Annotated in this window: 19 protein-coding genes and 1 pseudogene; 8 read left to right on the top strand and 12 right to left on the bottom strand. The window is 42.8% G+C overall.

Going from position 1 to position 17,628, the window contains the following annotated elements:
• Nucleotides 1-22: 22 nt before the first annotated feature.
• Nucleotides 23-331, top strand: coding sequence for a cupin domain-containing protein (locus tag BM003_RS11520; RefSeq protein WP_093673220.1), 309 nt, complete (start codon nucleotides 23-25; stop codon nucleotides 329-331).
• A gap of 33 nt (nucleotides 332-364) precedes the next feature.
• Entirely contained in the window at nucleotides 365-625 is a 261-nt protein-coding gene (locus BM003_RS11515) for a ferredoxin (RefSeq protein WP_093673218.1), read from the top strand.
• A 217-nt stretch (nucleotides 626-842) separates the two neighbouring features.
• Here BM003_RS11515 and ilvN read toward each other — a convergent pair whose 3' ends face one another.
• On the bottom strand, nucleotides 843-2,306 hold the full coding sequence (gene ilvN, locus BM003_RS11510) for an acetolactate synthase small subunit (RefSeq protein ID WP_093673216.1): 1,464 nt from the start codon (nucleotides 2,304-2,306) through the stop codon (nucleotides 843-845).
• 116 nt (nucleotides 2,307-2,422) lie between these two features.
• Between ilvN and BM003_RS11505 the strand changes: the two genes are divergently transcribed.
• From BM003_RS11505 to BM003_RS11495, 3 genes are all read left to right on the top strand, one after another.
• Nucleotides 2,423-3,331 (top strand): LysR family transcriptional regulator, encoded by a 909-nt coding sequence (locus BM003_RS11505; protein WP_093673214.1) that lies wholly within the window; start codon nucleotides 2,423-2,425, stop codon nucleotides 3,329-3,331.
• Nucleotides 3,331-3,816, top strand: a complete 486-nt coding sequence (locus BM003_RS11500) for a GNAT family N-acetyltransferase (protein WP_093673271.1) — start codon at nucleotides 3,331-3,333, stop codon at nucleotides 3,814-3,816. Before BM003_RS11505 ends, BM003_RS11500 begins: the two co-directional genes overlap by 1 nt.
• A gap of 152 nt (nucleotides 3,817-3,968) precedes the next feature.
• Complete coding sequence (locus BM003_RS11495) at nucleotides 3,969-4,253, top strand: DUF4183 domain-containing protein (protein WP_093673212.1); 285 nt, start codon at nucleotides 3,969-3,971, stop codon at nucleotides 4,251-4,253.
• Between the two features lie 48 nt (nucleotides 4,254-4,301).
• On the opposite strand, the gene BM003_RS11490 is transcribed toward BM003_RS11495, so the two are convergent.
• The 5 genes from BM003_RS11490 to BM003_RS11470 form a co-directional block, all read right to left on the bottom strand.
• The gene (locus tag BM003_RS11490; protein WP_177184764.1) at nucleotides 4,302-4,757 is read right to left on the bottom strand and encodes a DUF4183 domain-containing protein; all 456 of its coding nucleotides are present in this window, start codon (nucleotides 4,755-4,757) and stop codon (nucleotides 4,302-4,304) included.
• Between the two features lie 153 nt (nucleotides 4,758-4,910).
• A complete protein-coding gene (locus BM003_RS11485) occupies nucleotides 4,911-5,066 on the bottom strand; it encodes a DUF1540 domain-containing protein (protein ID WP_093673208.1) in 156 nt (51 codons plus the stop codon).
• A 92-nt stretch (nucleotides 5,067-5,158) separates the two neighbouring features.
• Complete coding sequence (locus tag BM003_RS11480; RefSeq protein WP_218143251.1) at nucleotides 5,159-5,884, bottom strand: YczE/YyaS/YitT family protein; 726 nt, start codon at nucleotides 5,882-5,884, stop codon at nucleotides 5,159-5,161.
• A 196-nt stretch (nucleotides 5,885-6,080) separates the two neighbouring features.
• The gene (locus BM003_RS11475) at nucleotides 6,081-6,269 is read right to left on the bottom strand and encodes a hypothetical protein (RefSeq protein WP_093673204.1); all 189 of its coding nucleotides are present in this window, start codon (nucleotides 6,267-6,269) and stop codon (nucleotides 6,081-6,083) included.
• Nucleotides 6,270-6,354: 85 nt separating this feature from the next.
• Nucleotides 6,355-7,449, bottom strand: a complete 1,095-nt coding sequence (locus BM003_RS11470; RefSeq protein WP_093673202.1) for a LysM peptidoglycan-binding domain-containing protein — start codon at nucleotides 7,447-7,449, stop codon at nucleotides 6,355-6,357.
• A 943-nt stretch (nucleotides 7,450-8,392) separates the two neighbouring features.
• On the opposite strand from BM003_RS11470, the gene BM003_RS11465 reads away from it, so the two are divergent.
• Entirely contained in the window at nucleotides 8,393-9,202 is an 810-nt protein-coding gene (locus tag BM003_RS11465; RefSeq protein ID WP_093673200.1) for a ZIP family metal transporter, read from the top strand.
• A gap of 169 nt (nucleotides 9,203-9,371) precedes the next feature.
• Here the strand turns inward: BM003_RS11465 and BM003_RS11460 are convergent, their stop codons facing one another.
• Nucleotides 9,372-9,869, bottom strand: coding sequence for an AAA family ATPase (locus BM003_RS11460; protein WP_093673198.1), 498 nt, complete (start codon nucleotides 9,867-9,869; stop codon nucleotides 9,372-9,374).
• 4 nt (nucleotides 9,870-9,873) lie between these two features.
• The gene (locus tag BM003_RS11455; protein WP_093673269.1) at nucleotides 9,874-10,725 is read right to left on the bottom strand and encodes a pentapeptide repeat-containing protein; all 852 of its coding nucleotides are present in this window, start codon (nucleotides 10,723-10,725) and stop codon (nucleotides 9,874-9,876) included.
• A gap of 183 nt (nucleotides 10,726-10,908) precedes the next feature.
• Between BM003_RS11455 and BM003_RS11450 the strand changes: the two genes are divergently transcribed.
• Nucleotides 10,909-11,376 (top strand): alpha/beta fold hydrolase, encoded by a 468-nt coding sequence (locus BM003_RS11450; protein ID WP_093673196.1) that lies wholly within the window; start codon nucleotides 10,909-10,911, stop codon nucleotides 11,374-11,376.
• A 22-nt stretch (nucleotides 11,377-11,398) separates the two neighbouring features.
• Here BM003_RS11450 and BM003_RS11445 read toward each other — a convergent pair.
• From BM003_RS11445 to BM003_RS11430, 4 genes and pseudogenes are all read right to left on the bottom strand, one after another.
• Nucleotides 11,399-11,852: pseudogene (locus tag BM003_RS11445) on the bottom strand (GNAT family N-acetyltransferase).
• 281 nt (nucleotides 11,853-12,133) lie between these two features.
• Nucleotides 12,134-12,904, bottom strand: coding sequence for a hypothetical protein (locus BM003_RS11440; protein WP_093673194.1), 771 nt, complete (start codon nucleotides 12,902-12,904; stop codon nucleotides 12,134-12,136).
• 225 nt (nucleotides 12,905-13,129) lie between these two features.
• A complete protein-coding gene (locus BM003_RS11435) occupies nucleotides 13,130-14,542 on the bottom strand; it encodes an ISLre2 family transposase (RefSeq protein WP_177184763.1) in 1,413 nt (470 codons plus the stop codon).
• 482 nt (nucleotides 14,543-15,024) lie between these two features.
• On the bottom strand, nucleotides 15,025-15,780 hold the full coding sequence (locus tag BM003_RS11430; protein WP_093673190.1) for a hypothetical protein: 756 nt from the start codon (nucleotides 15,778-15,780) through the stop codon (nucleotides 15,025-15,027).
• 252 nt (nucleotides 15,781-16,032) lie between these two features.
• Here BM003_RS11430 and BM003_RS11425 point away from each other — a divergent pair, with 252 nt between their 5' ends.
• The gene (locus BM003_RS11425) at nucleotides 16,033-17,190 is read left to right on the top strand and encodes a helveticin J family class III bacteriocin (RefSeq protein WP_143128459.1); all 1,158 of its coding nucleotides are present in this window, start codon (nucleotides 16,033-16,035) and stop codon (nucleotides 17,188-17,190) included.
• Nucleotides 17,191-17,628 lie beyond the last annotated feature (438 nt).

The raw sequence follows: 17,628 nt of genomic DNA, 5'->3' as shown, positions 1-17,628 counted from the left end.
AATAGAAAAGGAGCGAACACCAATGCAACTTCTTACATGCCAAAATCAGACAGCTTTAAAGGAACGACTTTATCATGACGAATACCAGACCGTCATGCATTTATCCCTGCAAAAAGGACAGCGCATTCCGGAACATCATGGAGGCGATGCGGAGGTTACCGTTATTCCTGTGCGCGGTGCGATCCTATTCACCGCATCCGGTCAATCGGAACATCTTGTACCCGGTAGGCTTGTGCACCTGAACGCAATGGAACTTCATTCCGTACATGCCGAGGAAGATAGCGATGTCATTCTCGTTAAATCGGCTGCCGGTCCCGTACGTGGATGCTGATCCACCTAATACATGAATAGGGAAGTGATTTCCATGGGAGAAAAGCCGAAGTATACACGAGTCGATCGGGATACATGCATCTCTTGTGGTGCATGTGAAATGGCTGCTCCGGACATTTTCAATTATGACGATCAAGGTCTTGCCTTTTCGATTATCGACGACAACAAAGGAATCAAAACAATTCCAGAGGAATTACTTATGGACCTGGACGATGCTTATGAAGGATGCCCGACTGAATCCATCCTTGTTTCAGATGAACCTTTTGAACAGTCAGACGCTCAGCATGGTGAATAAAATGGGCATAGCAATTAAACGTGTGTATGAACCTGCGCGCAGCTCCGACAGTTTGTAAGTTCTTGTTGACCGTCTATAGCTCAGAGGTTTATCGAAAGCCCGAGCTCATTTAAATCATTGAATGAAAGATATCGCGCCACACATCATTTAATAAACCAAACGACCGCCCACTCACTTCAATCGAAGGAGCAGAGCGGCCGTTTTGCTGTCGCTAATTTCATTTCGTCTGTAACTGATATTCTTTCCGTCGATCGATGATCCAAAAGGCCATACCGAAAAGGATCATCACCGCCATCACACCTGTATATAAAATGATTGAGTTGTTCAGCCCCACCCAACGGGCAGCGAATCCCAGGCCCAAGATTGGCAGGCTTACGCCGAGATAAGTCAATACATAGAATGATGCAATGATATCGCCGCGCGATTCGTCCGGTGAAATGTGATTGGTGAGCGCCAGACTTCCCGCAAACGTTGGCCCATGTCCGAATCCAATCAGTACGGTTGTCAGGAATAAAAACAGGATTGATTTCGTTTCGAGCGTAAACACTAATGCTACTAACCCCAAAAGAATTAAGAAAAAGCCGAAAATGGACAGATTCTGCAGTGACATGCGTTTCAGCACAATTTGGCTGATTGTGGAAATGCTCAGTACTAAAGCCACAATCGCACCTGCAACCGCTAAATTTGAGCTTCCCACCAGTTGATCGGTATAACTTGGGATGATCGACAGCATTAAGCTCATAATTGACCATGCAATAAAAGAGGTCATGCCGGACAGGTAGAACCGTTTTCGAATACTTTGCGGAACAGCAGGCCGATGCATACGTATTTTCGGAACTCGTTTAACCTTTTCACTCATATATAAAAGCCCGAAAAAACCTGGGAGTGCAAGAAACATATGAATAAAATAGGCCAATTTCAGTGGAAACGGTGCGTACTCGCCCAGGAAACCTGAGAGCACAGGACCGAGTGCGTTGCCTACTGTGACGGCCATTGATCCGATAAATGCGGCTTTGATTCGATTCCCTTTTTCATCAAGTTCCGTTAATGCTGCAACGGCAACGCCATTCATCATTCCGACTGAAATGCCTTGAAAGATCCGCGAAATGATCAGCATCGTAAAATTGGTGGAAAGAACAAATAATATGGAGCCGATAATAATGAAAAAAACGCCTGGAATCAGCAGCTTTTTCCTTCCTAATTGATCGGACAGCTGACCGGAGATAATAATCGTTGGAATAACGACAACGGCATAAATTGCAAAAAGCAGCGTCACCATGCTTGGTGACAAGTGCCACTGAACGCGGTATAGTGCGAGCAGGGGGGAGGGGATATTCGTCCCCAGCAATGTAATACATAGACTATATGCAACGAGCCAAAAGGCGACCGCACGTTGTGAAAACAAGGCGCTTAATCTCCCGCCCATCGGTTTATTCGAAATAATCGGGTGTGCAACGTTCACTTGAATAACGTCCATTAACCCATTGAGTTGCTTAATCACTTGATCAAGGACTGTCTTTTCAGAGCGCAATGAAATCTTCATTCGTGATGTACGCATTTCTTTATAAGTGCCAACCGTTAATGTATCAATATTCAAGCCGCGTTGACTAAATAATCGGGAAACCTGTGCCAGAATTCCCGGCTGATTTTTGACAATCACTGAGATGCGGTGGGTTTTCATGTTGCTTCCCCCTTTTTGCTTGTTAATTTTTATGATATCATCCAATTAACCATACGAAAAATATCTGTTTTATTCATTTATCATACTTTTAATATATGAAGAAAGAAGGACTGCTAATGGATATCCGCCAGCTTCGTTACTTTCTCGCAATTGCCAAAGAGGGCCAAATTACGCGTGCTGCCAAAAAGCTGAATATCGAGCAGCCGCCTCTGAGCCGGCAGCTAAAGCAAATTGAAGAAGAACTCGGCGTCATCCTGTTTGATCGTCAAGGCAAAGGCATGACACTTACCGAAGCCGGTGCCGTTTTGCAAGTTAAAGCTGAAGCAATCCTCCAGCAAATGGACGAAACCGTTACTGAAATTAAGGAGCTTGATCTGGGCATTCATGGCACACTGAAAATCGGCTCGGTATTCTCATGTGTTTCCCTGCTCCCGGAGAAGATTGCCTATTTTCGCGAGCATTATCCTCAGGTCACGTTTAAGATTTTAGAAGGGGATCATGTTGTCTTAGGCGACTATTTGGCCAATCGCAGTATTGACTTGGTTGTCACACGACTTCCGTTTGAATCGAACTATGATTCCAGCAATTATGGAATCCTCCGCCTGCCTTCCGATCCATTCGTGATGATTGTGCCGACAAATCAAAAATGGCGACCATCAAATTCAGATGTCCATTTAAAAGATCTTGCATCCATGCCGCTTATTGCCTTGAAAAGCGACAAAACCGTACAGCTTAACGAAAAAGTTGTGAACGAATGCCGCCGGTTAGGCTTTGAGCCGAATATTGTCTGTGAATGCTCCAGTGTATCGATTACCATTGCTCTAGTGATTGCCGGAATCGGAGTCACTGTTCTTCCTAAATCTGTCCTTTCAGCCTTTTCGGTAGCCGACATTGATCTGTTCGAGCTTCCTGATATCACGGTCCAATCCGATGTTGGTATTATTTGGATGAAAAATCGCTATCTCACAAAAAAAGCACGTCAATTTATTGAATTGTTTAAAGCTAAGAATGAGGATGAGAAATGATGCATATTCGGAATGTTCGAAAAGAGGACTTAGAGCAGCTCATAGCCCTTGAAAATACAGGCTTTACTCCTGAAGAGGCTGCGACTAAGCAGGCATTTATCAATCGAATTGCGACGATATCCGATACCTTTTTGATAGCAGAGGAGAAAAATCAAATGATCGGTTATGTGAACGGTCCGGTTCTATCTGTTCCCTTTATTACCGACGACCTTTTCGACCAAACAATCCCTAATCCGAAAAGCGGCGGTTACCAAAGCATTCTGGGCATTGTTGTCGCTCCTGATTATCAAGGAAAAGGCGTAGCCGGCAACCTTCTCCATGCATTTGAAGACCAGGCTCGTGAAAAATATCGATTAACGGTAACGCTTACTTGTCGTCAATCGCTCATCGCCTTCTATGAGAAGAAAGGCTATACAAACCGAGGAATTGCCGCATCCCAGCACGGAGGCATTCAGTGGTTCAATATGGATAAAAAGCTGTCATGAAATGATGTTTCCCACCCATCTTCTATAAAAGCCGCATTTCTCTTGCATCATCTATACGTGTCTCAAGAGCGTTGCCAAGCATAAATTAGTTTAGCTGTACAAGGAGCATCTTTCCATGCACAGTAAACTAATTTCAGAAAGGATGCAGTTTTATGCCCATTGTTAAACCTTTTATGGCCAGTCGAAAATTCACGTCAACACTTGGTGGAGGAACAGGTACAGGCGCAACCTTTGCTGTGACAGCAACCAGCTTTACTGATGATACTGGTGCCGCGGCAACTGCCTTTCCAAGCTCTTTCGCCTATTATGAACTCTATATTAATGGTGTGATTCAAACCTCAGATACCTCTACGGTTACGACAACTGCCATTACAATTCCTGACGGCGACACCCTTGATGGTGCAACACCGATTACAGTCGCTTTTGTCGTTAACTGAACGTGACAGAGAAAGAAAGGTGCAGACTTAACAAGGTCTGTACTTTTTTTAACCCGATTGAATCTTAATGGTTTGAAGGATAATAGGTACACCAGTTGTAAGTACATCATTAGGACCAATAAAGGAAAGTGTTCCTGCGGATACCGTATAAAAGACGGATGGCTGAAGCATCCCATTGACAAATAAGTTAAAAAACGTAACATCGCCCGGATCAGGGATGCTCTGGCTTCCATATTGGGATAATCCGTCAGCATTTGTATAGGTTCGTTTCCCCTCCACCCCAGTAGTGATATAGTAGGTTGTTTCCGCTTTGAGAGAATTTCCCGGGACAGATACTGACCCATTACAATTAATCGTAATTGTTTGATTCAATCCATTTGAATTTGTATTCGTATTTATGTTTCTTTTTTCCGATCTCAGCTTTGTTTTCTGTAGTCTGCGGGCCGGTGTCTCTTTCTTTCTATGTGAGCTGCATTCATCCGGTCTGTCAAAAAAATCGGTCAACACATACCACCTGCCTCGCGCATTGATACCATAGTGTATTAAGTCATTTAACTACTTGTTTGTGCATCCGCCTTGTGTTCCGAAAATCTTATACTAAAAAAGCGAGTGGACACAGTGTCCGCTCGCTTTTTCATGGTTTCGTTTTTTCATCTGTTATTTTTCCGGTTTAAAGGTCTTGCAGTCTGTTTCTTCGACGTTTGATGCCTGCTTGCCTTTATGACTGATGACGTAAATGGCATTTGCAGAGCAATGGTTTCCTTCATCCCAAAACGTACAATTGTTCACTTCACAGAGTACATCTTTAGCCAAAGTCGCTCACCTCCTCCGGAACTAGTATGAGCAAGCTCCGAGGGTTCAATACGACAACAAATCGGGTTCATTCACTGTTTGCTACACTACTTTTACACGTTCAGTCCATGATGCTTATGGCTTTGACTGCTCGCTTGACCATGATCAATATTCTGGTGCTTGAGCGTTGGGAAAACCGTCTTATCAAACACGCCAACCAATGTGCCTTGAAACAGTAAAGCGAAAATAGTACCGACATTGATCGCGTAGAGCTGATGTGAATCGATCCAGCAAATGAGGAGGATCACAATCGGCGGAGAAAAGGTTACAAGCTGTGCGACCGTCGCATTACCTTTAAAAAATTTAAAACGAATAATCTGCATCAAATCATCGCAAGGATGAAGCATCAGATTCACACGTTGGTAGATCGAAATCGCAAGCGAAATAAAGCATACGCCTACAATATCTAGAACGACACGCACGATAAGCGGCAATTCATTAATCCCTATAGCAACAAGATAAGTGCTGATCATCCCAATTAAATAGCTGAACGGGACCATAAAGATCATGTTGCCAATAATGCGGTGCCAATCAATTTTACCGATAATCAGGGCATTGATGATAACGACAAGAACACCTGAGGCAATCAAAATGATGCTTAATGAAATACTTGTCAGTGCTGTAAAATTAACTGCTGATGCTGTCCAGAGCGCGCTTCCCAGATTCAGTGAAACGGTCAGCGCATTTCCAAAGGCGTTAAAGAAAATCGAAATCATGAAATACAAGAGATTCTCATTATGATTGTGAGTGCGAACGGGCAGTGCATGCTTAGCGTACACGAACATTTCCTTCCTTTAGTTCATTTCTTTTTTAATCGCTATGAATGAGTGCATAAAGCAACGGTGAAGAATAGTCAATAAGGTATTACATTCTTCACTCAAGTTGTTTCATTTTAACTCTTCCCCAGCATATGTTCAATGTATAATTCATGTCGAAGTGCACAGCACCCAAATAGTGCAATAAACTTGCACGTCATTAGATTAATTCTTTTTTGGCTTGTCTCATTGATGTAAACAATCCGCTCTTCATAAATAAGAGAAGAGAAATAAGAAAACAAATAATCGTAAACAGATCAAGCGTTTTAAATCCTCCGGCATGCGCGTAAAGCAAGCCACCAAGCGATGAACCGATGGTCGTGCCCAAATATATCGAGGCATTAGCCATTGATGAAATGGTGCCTTGTACCAAGGAACAAAAATAACAAAGACTGTCGCAAATGAGCGGCAGCCTTTGTTATTCATTAACTTAATTAGTTATCAGATACGGTCAGCTTGTCATCCGGATAGATTAGATCAGAGGACAGATTGTTTGCTTTCATTAATTGATCCACCGTTGTTCCATGTTCCTTAGCGATCGACCAGAGCGAATCGCCTGACTTTATCGTGTATTTTTCGGATGGATCCTGCAATTGAATTTTCTGTCCCGGACGAATCATCGTATCCTCCAGCTTGTTGATTTGCTGGATCTTTTGCACGGAGATGCCGCTTTTATTCGATATTGCCCACAACGTATCTCCTGTCTGCACAATGTATACCCCGTTATTTATCGTTTGTGATGAGCTTGTCTCATTTGAACTGGAATTTGAGTTATCTGCTGTAGATGCGGTCGTCTCAGAAGTCTGGTTTTCATTTACAGATGCTTGGTCATTTTGGGTCGATTTTGTCTGATCTGTTGTTACTGACCGGCTGCTTTGTGTTGATTGTGTCTGATCAGTAGTTGATGCTTGGTCACTTTGTGTCCCATTCGTCTGAGCAGTTGATGATGATTGATCAGTTGACGCACTGATTTGTGTTTGATCGTTTGAACCCTGAGTTGATGAAGATTGAGAAGTCGCTGATTCTTGTGTCGTTTTTTGCGGCTGAACTGTTTTTACAGATTGCTGCGCTGCTGTTTGAGCGTTCGTTGCGATCCTTCGGGCAGTCACGTAACGCGGCTCCCAATAACTTGACGCGCCTCCACCAAATATCTGCGTTTCACGTACCCCGGTTTTTTCTGTTTCCGCACTAATCATGCGATTATTGCCAACATAAATCCCAACATGTGAAATACCTCCACCTGATGTGTTAAAGAAGACGAGATCTCCAGGTTGAAGATTCGATCGGCTGACTGCAGTACCATAACCCGCTTGTGCTGCCGCGCTATGAGGCAATTGAATACCAAAATGTGAAAAGACGCGCATTGTAAATCCCGAGCAGTCATTCTGTCCCCAAGAGTAAGCTGAGCCGACACCTTGCTGTGCTAAATTCACTACAGATGTTGCCGATGCTGCATCCGCTTGATGGGTTCCAAGTCCGGTTACGGTCAACCCACCGATCAATGCTAACGATAATATGCTTTTTTTCATCATGTTTCCCCCTATGGTATGCTCCCAAAATTTCTCTCTTTCAGTCATTGTTCTATGTAACCTTGCAACACAACTAATCATAGGTCTTAGAGGTTGCATTCCAATAACATCCTATTGACAGCACTGATACATTCTGATGACAAAAAGGGTCAATAATTTCATATTCAAACTATATTCTAGAATCACTAGCATCCGGAAACAGTTATGGAATTATATGGGTGGGCAGCAATGAGTGCGCGGAGGCATACACCTCAATAGATCAGTCATAAGCTTTAGAAATGAGCATTCACGATTAGAAAAACTAGGAAAAAAGCGCTAGGTCCTTACACTCACCTCTATTTCACCAAGCATTCTGGCTTCATTAAATCAGGCGAGTAAATAAGCGGAAATTTTCCGGTTATTTGCATCATGGCGCGTACTTCGCCGGTAAATAAGGGTAATTTTTCCGCTTATGCAAAGTAAAACCCTACCATCTTCACGTTTTTCGATTCGATAAGCGGAATTTTTCCGTCTATTCAAGCTATTTTTTCGTTCATTTTCTAATTAAGGGTAATTTTTCCGCTTATTTATCAGAATTAGGCGCTTACCTAATCACCCGGTCCTAAACCCCCAGCCGTGTGTTATTGGTTCGTGCCTTTGCGGTACTGTTGAATCATCGCTTCGGTTACTCGCTTGCCGCGGGCGATGGCAAAAATCTAGTTGCGTTTAAACTATAAGCCTTAAAATTATATTCTTTCTTATAATACAAAAAACATTGCTCTGCAAGGCATACTCTCGAGCAAATCAGGGAAATACATTAGTAAAGTGGAAAAGATGAAGTGAGTTGACAGTGATGGCCGGCTTTATGAGAATGATTTATTCAACCGGTGATCATCATTGAGGATGCATTGGTCTGATTCCAAATAATCGCGCATGATTATAATTTACAAAAAGGAGTTTTCAAATGCTGCATGAGTTGTCTGCATTGAATCCGGTACTACTTTCTTTGCTTGCCGGACTTTTTACCTGGGGCTGCACTGCAGCCGGAGCATCACTCGTTTTTTTCTTCAAAGATTTAGATCAAAAGATGGCCAACGTCATGTTCGGCTTTGCTGCCGGTGTTATGATCGCGGCTAGTTTTTGGTCATTACTCGCACCTGCAATTGAGATTAGTTCCGGAATGGGTAAATTCTCGTTTGTTCCTGCACTTATTGGCTTTTTACTAGGCGGGGCTTTCTTAAGACTCGTTGATCGTCTCATTCCTCATTTGCATTTTGGTTTCCCTGTAGCTCAAAAAGAGGGGCCAAAGACTAAACTGCGGAAGATCATTTTACTCGTTCTTTCCATTACTATTCACAATATTCCGGAAGGCGCAGCGGTCGGAGTTGCTTTTGGCGCCATCGTCACCGGAGACACGGAATTATTAATCGCGGCACTTGCTCTTGCTTTCGGCATCGGTATTCAGAACTTTCCAGAGGGTGCGGCGGTATCTATTCCACTTCGAGGCGAAGGCCTTTCACGAGCGAGAAGTTTCTGGTACGGACAATTATCTGCCATAGTGGAACCAATTTTTGCTGTCATTGGCGCTTATTTAGTTGTCCATGTTTCCCCAGTCCTCCCCTATGCCCTTGCATTTGCAGCAGGCGCGATGATCTTCGTTGTTGTTGAAGAACTCATCCCGGAGTCTCAACGCGAAGGCTCAACCGATCTAGCCACAGCCGCAACAATGCTGGGTTTTGCCGTGATGATGGTACTGGATGTAGCATTGGGATAACTTGTAGAGGAACATACTTACTCATGTATCCCTTAATGAACAATGCTAATTAACGAATCAGTGTACTAAATAAATGTTTGTTTACCGATTATTCGTTTCAAGAAGTTCTCGATCGACAATTAACCCTAAATCCCGATGTACCTTTAAACAGAAAAAGGTTATTCTTTTCTCACTTCACTATCCCCGCTATTTGTTCAGCCGCTTGCGATGCGTTCAAATTACTGACATCCACTTTGGTGGTGTCCATTTTTTTATACAGCTCTAAACGAGCAATGCTGCCCTCAATTGAATCAACGGTTCGTATTCCTTTTTGCACGTCCTGCATGATATGGGATCTAAGTACATTCTCGGAACAGATGAGCGAAATCTTGTGCAGCTCATAGTCACCGTGAAGATGACTCAAGATGTCTTCGAAGATTGGTTCTTGATGCATCACCCAGCAAAAAATAATGTAGCGAAAGCCGGAATTCGCCAAATATGCATTAAGCAGATGTGTTATGTTATCGATGACCATCCGCTTATTTTCTTCTGTGAACACCCACGGATTCATCTTCCAGCACCAATCGCCATCTAGATACACACTTGGCATGAGCTGATCAGATAATTGTTCGGATACAGTACTTTTTCCGACACCCATTGTGCCATTGATCATGATTAATTTTTTCATGTTCTTAGCCTCTTTTTATGATGACTTTTTGTTGCCAATGATGGGGGCGATCAAGCTCGGACGGCAGCTTGGTAGCCGCATCACCCTTTGCAGCATTCAACTGCGCCTGCGTCAGAAAAATGCTGCCCGTTAAATCGGCACCTCTTAGATCGGCATCGCGCAGATCAGCGCCAATAAAATCGGCGGCTCTTAGGTCTGCATTCCTCAAGTCGGCAGCGATTAAGTAAGCACCTCTGAAATTCGCGCCTACTAGATCAGCGCCACTCATCTTCTTCCCCATAAGATCGGCGCTCCGGTAATTTTTCCGCTTTTTCCGACTAAGCTTCATGTCTTGTCGCTGTGCTTCCTGCCACACAAGTTCGCTCGTTCTCAAAAAAAGATCATTCAATTTTGCATGCTGTAATTGAAGATCCAAGTTCATCATTGAATCTGAACTGAGTTGAGTCAGTTGTTCGATCTCATCGAATGCTTGGTAAATCTCATTATAAATGGGCTTTGACGCAGTCCGTAGCATCGACATTTGGAGGTACCAAAGCAGTTCATGCAGCATAATCATTTTTGGAAACACAGCAAACATATTGCGAGCAGTTTCCGCGTCCTCATGCCAGTCTACTCCATGAAAAGTGATTTGGGACACTTTTTGCCCCGCGCCAAAGCACTCAAAAGCTGTGCATCCTTTAAATCCTTTTTCCTTCAGTCCACTATGGATACGGCAGCGAAAGTCTTGTTGCAGATTTGAACAGGGCACACCCGCCTGCTTATTGAAAGCAAAATCCGCAGAATTCGAGAAGGGCAGCGCCACGCAGCAGAGGCCAAAACATTTTTCACATTCTGGTCGCAGCATACTTCGAATCATCTGGTTATTACGGGTCTCAGGCACAATCAACACTTCCGTTCATATAACTCGCATGGTACAAGTATACAGGATCCATCGTTCAATTGTTCGTCTATCAAGAGCAAAAAAAATAGATCATTTCCATTTCGAAACAGATGAACTGATCCACTCATTGGACTAAAATTAGGTAAAGGAGCTGTTTTGATGAGACACTGCGCATTCAAGAAATTTGGAAAAGGAACGGAAACGATCCTGTTTTTTCCTGCTGCCGGTTTTTCCGGAATGGAGGGCGAAATGATTGCCGATTTTTTTCAGGAGGATTATCAATTCTATCTCTGTAATTCGCCGGGATACGGAGAGAGCTCGGGCTTTGATCGTTCCATTAAGCCGAGAGCTATTGCCGACTGGGTAATCAACTTTCTAGATGAAGAAAAAAAAGATCAGGTTCATCTGATTGGGCACTCGGCCGGAGGCTTCGTCTGTCTCTGCTACGCCTCCTATGAAGGCATTAATCAAAAAAGAGCACAATTTGAGCAAAAAAATAGTGCAGCATTTACTGCTCAATCAAATTGTGACATCGTAAAGGTTCCTGGTGCGCATTATGTACTGTGGGCAAAGGAATTCCCGCTGTCGAAACTCAGAGCATTTATCACTAATGCCTCGTCACGTTGAACGTTTGCCTGCCAACAATCGTTTATAACATTTTTGTCATAAAAACACTATTTGGATCTGCCCTGTATTCTGAAAACGGAGGACACTCATCAATTCCAAAACATTCGCAAAGTCTTCTCGCTGGTTCAAAAGCATCCATTGATCCGGTTTCCAAACTGATTCGCCGATAGGCACGCTACCTTGCGACGTCAATGATGTGCTGAAGAATATTCCTTGCGACCATCTTCCTCAAATGCAGCAAGGATGTTCGCATTGATTTTAACTCTCTATGTTGATCATCAAGCTCCTTCAGTGCGCCGCAGCCAAGCAGTTTTTCTCCTTTCCACGCACTCCAGAATGTGATTTTCGGGCCTCTCAATGCGGCAAGATCAGGAGCATGAATACTTTCGGGCGGCGAATTTTTTGCCATCCCTTAGATGCTCGCTGATCAATTCAATGACCGTGGTTCCGGTCAAATCATCCTTTTTGATCTCCATTCATTGCCTCCAAAAATCATTTATTTTATTTGGAATCATAACGTTTCCGACTGAGGAGATACAAAGAAACATGTACCTACCCAGATCAAACCTATGAAAAAACAATAGATCACTAAGAATAAGATGGGAGAAACATTCAGTATATACTTCAAAAAAACTGCTCTAATGGTTGTGCGAAGATCCTTACGGCGCAACCTCTTTTTTCTATTTGATCGTTGATCGTACATGAATGACGCGTTAGAGCGATCAATTATCAATAACGCCTTTCATTACCTTCCATTTCACTGAATCTCAAAATAAGAAAGAATGCGCATGGCGCTTACCCAACCTGAAGGTACGGAGCTCTTTTGAGATTTAAGGTAATAGTAAGTATCCTGTTCCCGAGTCCGTTTTACAGCCTTAGTGACTTTAAATTCAGCCTTGCTTGGAATTGTTGAGTTTATAAAATCAGATTTTTGAGCTAAACTCTTTGTCTTATATTGCGTGTAAGGAGGATAATTCCAAATATTACCTGGAGTGTGAATCCCGACGACGTGATCCTTATAGATAGCAGGAATTGTTGTGGGCTGGGTAGTCATTGCTTTTTTAACTCCGCCAGCAAATGAGCCGACTTTTTTGCCCCCATAGACGTAACCCCGATATTTACCATTCATCGTCACGACACGATAATAAACGGAACCGGTGTGGGTGACTTTATAACCGTAGGCACGGAAATAATAAGTTGAACCCTTATAAGCGTGGTTCCTCAGACTACCATAGTAATAATCAGCATCTGCATGAGTATAAGAAGCAAATTTTGCCATCTTGCTCTTGGAAACCACTAGTTTAGCCCCTTTTACCGTGCCGGGTTTCGTATAAAGGGCGTATTTACCTGTAGCAACCACATTACGAGTGGAGCCAGCTGTCTTTAAAGGCGTGTAGCCCACTTTAATTGTTGCCGTATTGGTTTTAACGGTTTTATTGGGTTTATTGGATGTATTGCATGATGTTATAGTCAGTAAGCTCGCTACAGCAAGGACTGAAACCATGAATAATTTTGTCCATTTGTTCATACCTAAATCTCCCTCGTCAAATACGTTTGGGGCTTAATCGTAATGCCCAGTTCAGCTCAGGGACTGCGTGATGATCCTCTTATTTTGCTCCATTATAACGCATAAACCGGTCAAGTCCTTTTTGTGTGTCAATATCGTATGTGTCAAGCTTTTCTCGGAACTCTTTGCTAGAGAAGAACTTCTTAATCTTTAATTTGTACCCCTTAGGTGTTAAACCACACTTCTTCAGGCAAGCGTAAGCACTCTGTTCAGTTTTCCTACTGCACTCGAGGAGGAAGCGTTTATTCCGATTCGACCATGATGTGCACCGATAGAAGGAACCGTCGGTTCCTTCAACAAGGATGCAATACGTATTGTTTTCTTCGTTAGGCGTTCGATGCGTTTGGATGGGAGGAACGAAGAAAGATACGCTGCTCTTAGCGTCCCATTACGTATCCCTTGAATAACTTTAACCATGCCTTCTTCCGACTCACCCCAATGCATGCCACGCTTTTTCATGCGGAACGTCAAATGCCTTTGATTTGATTCCATCGCACCCAATCTCCCGGCATTTTCGGGAAGATTTTCTTTCGCCATACTCTCTCGCCAATCAAACAAACGATCCCAGTGTTCCATGAGATAGTGCTTGACCTTTTCAACCTGCTCAATGCGCCCACCCTTGTCTTGATTACTTTCAAACGTATCCAGCAACAGGATGACCTCTGCACGATCTTTTCTTTGAATCGCCTTTTGTATACGCGTGATCCAAGACTTATCACCATGTAGAGAACGAGTTAGGGATTGAGCGACATGAAACGCATCCAGTTGAACCCAAATGCGCTTGTGTGACCCACAAAAGGCATCTTTAAAATGCGTTTCGTCATAACCTACGCCTCCGTCGCTATTAGCGACAATTTGTGTCTGCCATAAGCGATAACGCTGTTCGACTACGGCTTCAACCTGTTCCCAGAAGGTATCGAGTCCCTTGCTTGTCATAACCGCGTAGGGCTCTTTCAGAAGCCGTCTTTTTCCGTTCTTCACCCAACCCTCATACAAAATAAAATGCTTGATTTCAATGTGTTGCCGTTTCTTCAATCCACGGACAAAGGTTCCATCAGCCTCCGCAAAGAGAAAATTCGGTTGTCGTGTTCCATCCAACTCTCCATTGGCTGCTTGGATCACGCGCTCTTGATCCTGCTTTTCTTGAGCTTCGCCGACTGCTCGAACACAGTGCATGACCGTGGTGTGACTCATTTGAACCTGAGTCCAAGTGGCTAAGGTTTTCACGACCTCCCGGCAAGTCATACGGCTCGCTAAGGTCGCTGTTTCATATTCAACATTTGGCGAATAACGCATGTGTTTTCTCAATTTAAGCAGGTGATCCAATGGATAACAGGCATGTCCTTCCGGGTTAATCATACGCGTATGAGAGAAAGTCACCGGTCCAAATAAGAATTGGAGAACACGCTGGTCCTTATGACTATCTACTTTCCAGCCCTCCGCCTGTTTTTCACGGGTAATCGCTTGGTCAAGCAAAGAAAACACTTGTTCAACGCTATGCCTCATGAACTGATACATATAGGCAGTAGCCTCTTCCTCAAATGCCAACAAGCTCGTTTGATTCTTCCAAATTCCTAATAAATCCTCTATACTATCCATTGAGAAGGCCTCTATTCCTGATGTATTCCGTGGTGGGTATACATTTAGAATAAGGAGCCTTCTCCTTTTCGTCCAGTCAAAAAGGGGATACCAAAAGCATAATTCGAGCAGAAAGAGCTGCATGCTGCTCCATCCTCAAGCACTCACATCAAATTTATCCCCCCGAGAAACATTTTACACATAGGTCAATATCTCAGTTGGAACAAGTCGTTAGCTAGGTGAAATAGTGGCTTCCATAGTGGATATATCCCGTTTTACTCACCTGGATTTATTATAGCAGACCTTTCAGAGGACAAAGAAGTTCCCACGAGTCCTAAAAGGGTCTACTGGAGTGGGTTTAGATCAGAAGCTCATTGACTTAAAAATGGTCCATGAAATCCCAAGGATTTTCATGAACCATTCTTTGATTAGAGACTGCTTACGGAGCAACCTCTTTTTTATTTGATCGTTGATGAGTGACATATAATGACGCGTTAGAGCAATCAATTATGAGTAATGCCTTCATTGCTTTCAACTTCACTGTAAGAAATAACGTAACGGCTACTGACCCAACCTGAAGGTACGGAGCTCTTTTGAGATTTAAGGTAGTAGTAAGTATCTTGTTCCCGAGTCCGTTTTACAGCCTTAGTGACTTTAAATTTAGCCAGACTTGGAATCGTCCAGTTTACTTTACCTAATCGCTTAGTCTTGTATTGCGTGTAGGGAGGATAATTCCAAACACTACCTGGAATGATAACTCCGACGTAATCTTTAAAGTTAGCAGGAATTGCTGCCGCTTGGGTAGTTGTTGCTTTTTTAACTCCACCAGCAAAGGAACCAACTTTTTTACCTCCATAGACGTACCCCCGATATTTACCATTCATCGTCACGACCCGATAATAAACTGAACCGGTGTAGGTGACTTTATAACCATAGGCACGAAAATAATAAGTTGAACCCTTATAAGCGTGGTTCCTCCCTATTAACTCGTAATAATCAGTATCTGCACGAGTATAAGAAGCAAATTTTTTCATTTGGCTCTTGGAAGCCACTCGTTTAGCCCCCTTTACCGTGCCGGGTTTTGTATAAAGGGCGTATTTACCCGTAGCAACCACGTTACGGGTTGATGCAGCTGTCTTTAAAGGCGTGTAGCCCACTTTAATTGTTGCTGATGCATTAGTTTTATTGCATGAGGTTATAGTCAGTAAGCTCGCTACGGCAAGGACTGAAATCATGAATAATTTTGTCCGTTTGTTCATACCTTAATCCCCCTCGGCTAATAAGTTTTGGACTTAATCGTAACGCCCAGTTCAGAGACCGCGTGATGATCCTCTTATTTTGCCTCATTATAACATAACGTCACGCATCGACTAAACGCCTTTGCGGTTTTCCTTTTTCTTAAAGAAAAGCTTATATTGCTTAAATCAACCCACAATAGTGTTATAATGAAAGAGGTTTTAATAATGCGAATATTATTACAAACCGAATTTTTAGACGGGGAGAAATTTGTTATGAGTGGAAATGATAAAGCCGTCCCATTAGATGAGCGATTTGATGCTGGTGAACCTGTTCCGACCGACCAATTAGTTATGAACCGAGACGATTTTGATTCCGATGAAGCCATGGAGCACTATTTTAAGGATCACCCTGAAGCCCCTCGGCAGGCCTATGACGCGTATAAAGAAGAAAAATCAGCAGGTCATCAACAAAAAGTAACTGTTTCCTCTCAGGCGGCAACTGGTACCGCGGTTTTTACATTAAATGGTTTACACTACAAAAATGTTGTCCAAACTGCCTATGTAGGAACTCAATACGTTTACACCACTCAACAAATTAATAATAGTGGTGTGGGAGCCACCCAAATCATTACACGTTTTCCATTGAACGGCTCATCACTAAATGCGAAAGATTACATGACTCTCAGGCGATTTGGGCATGGTGAAACGTTACAGTGGGGGGATCACAATGGAAAAGATTATTTTTGGGTAGTTGCAAAGGCTACGCAGGTAGATAACCCAGATGCTTCTGGTATCGACTGGGGAACACAAATTGCCCGGATTCAATATCAAGCCGGCGCTTCGATTGATTACACGGATGTTCCTCGTTTCTCGAGCATCAATCATGCCAATAAATCAGGTTCATCTTTTGGTACATTAAAGCGTTGTGAAGCGGCTTTAGATAGCTCTCGTAACTATTTAATGATCTGGTCAATGAATACGTCCAATACGGTTCAATTTGCTTATTACAATGCTGCTGGACTAAATAATATTTTGGATACTCAGGAAGCTCAAGCTTCAAAGTATATTTCAGCTGGTGACGCTTCTGTTGTGGCTCAATGTGTAAAGTCATATACGTCAAGTGATTTTTACAATAAAGTTGCACATCAATCTGTTCAAGGGATTGAGTTTTCTGACGGACAAGCCATTTATATTTCAAGTGGTGGCGTTGGTAATCAGCCAGTTATTCAAAAGGGCAACTGGGGCACAACTGACTTTACTCCATACGCTGTTGCTGTTGAAGGGGCTGAAGGTAGCGTCTTAAACAATCCAGTTGGTAATGAGGTTGAAACTGAAGGGATTCAGTTAAAGGGGGATTATGTTTATTTAAATGTATCTCTGCATAGCGATAGTTCTAAAGTAATTTTCACAGTACCCAAAAGTGACTTTTAATCAACTTTCATAAAAATGTAAACTAAGACTTAAGCTTCAAAGATGGATCATTAAAACATTCAAGTTTTAATGATCCATTTTAAATAGAAACACCAATATCGCAACTAATTTTTTATCGATCATTGTTTCATTTGGGCCTGATTGAGAATCGCCTCCAAAAGTACATTAACAGCAGGGATTCTTTAGAATATCCTAGAAAAAGTTGATGCAAGATCTGATCATTTAGAGTAATCTGTACTTGAGTCCTATGAATCTCTCCTTTTAGAAAAAGTTATTGGTTCACTCAATTCTAATTGGGATCATGGACTTTGGTTCATTTTCTATGGGAACTCAATAAGAAGGCGAAGATCAAATTTTTGCGTTTTCACTGTGGTGGAGCGCGGCCCACCACAGTGAAAACGAACTTCTCATCACCTCATTGTTACCTCATAGATAACT

The organism is Sporolactobacillus nakayamae (assembly GCF_900113325.1).
Taxonomy (GTDB): domain Bacteria; phylum Bacillota; class Bacilli; order Bacillales; family Sporolactobacillaceae; genus Sporolactobacillus; species Sporolactobacillus nakayamae.
The sequence above is the reverse complement of the archived record's forward strand: the minus strand, read 5'-3'. Positions and strand labels throughout refer to the sequence as shown.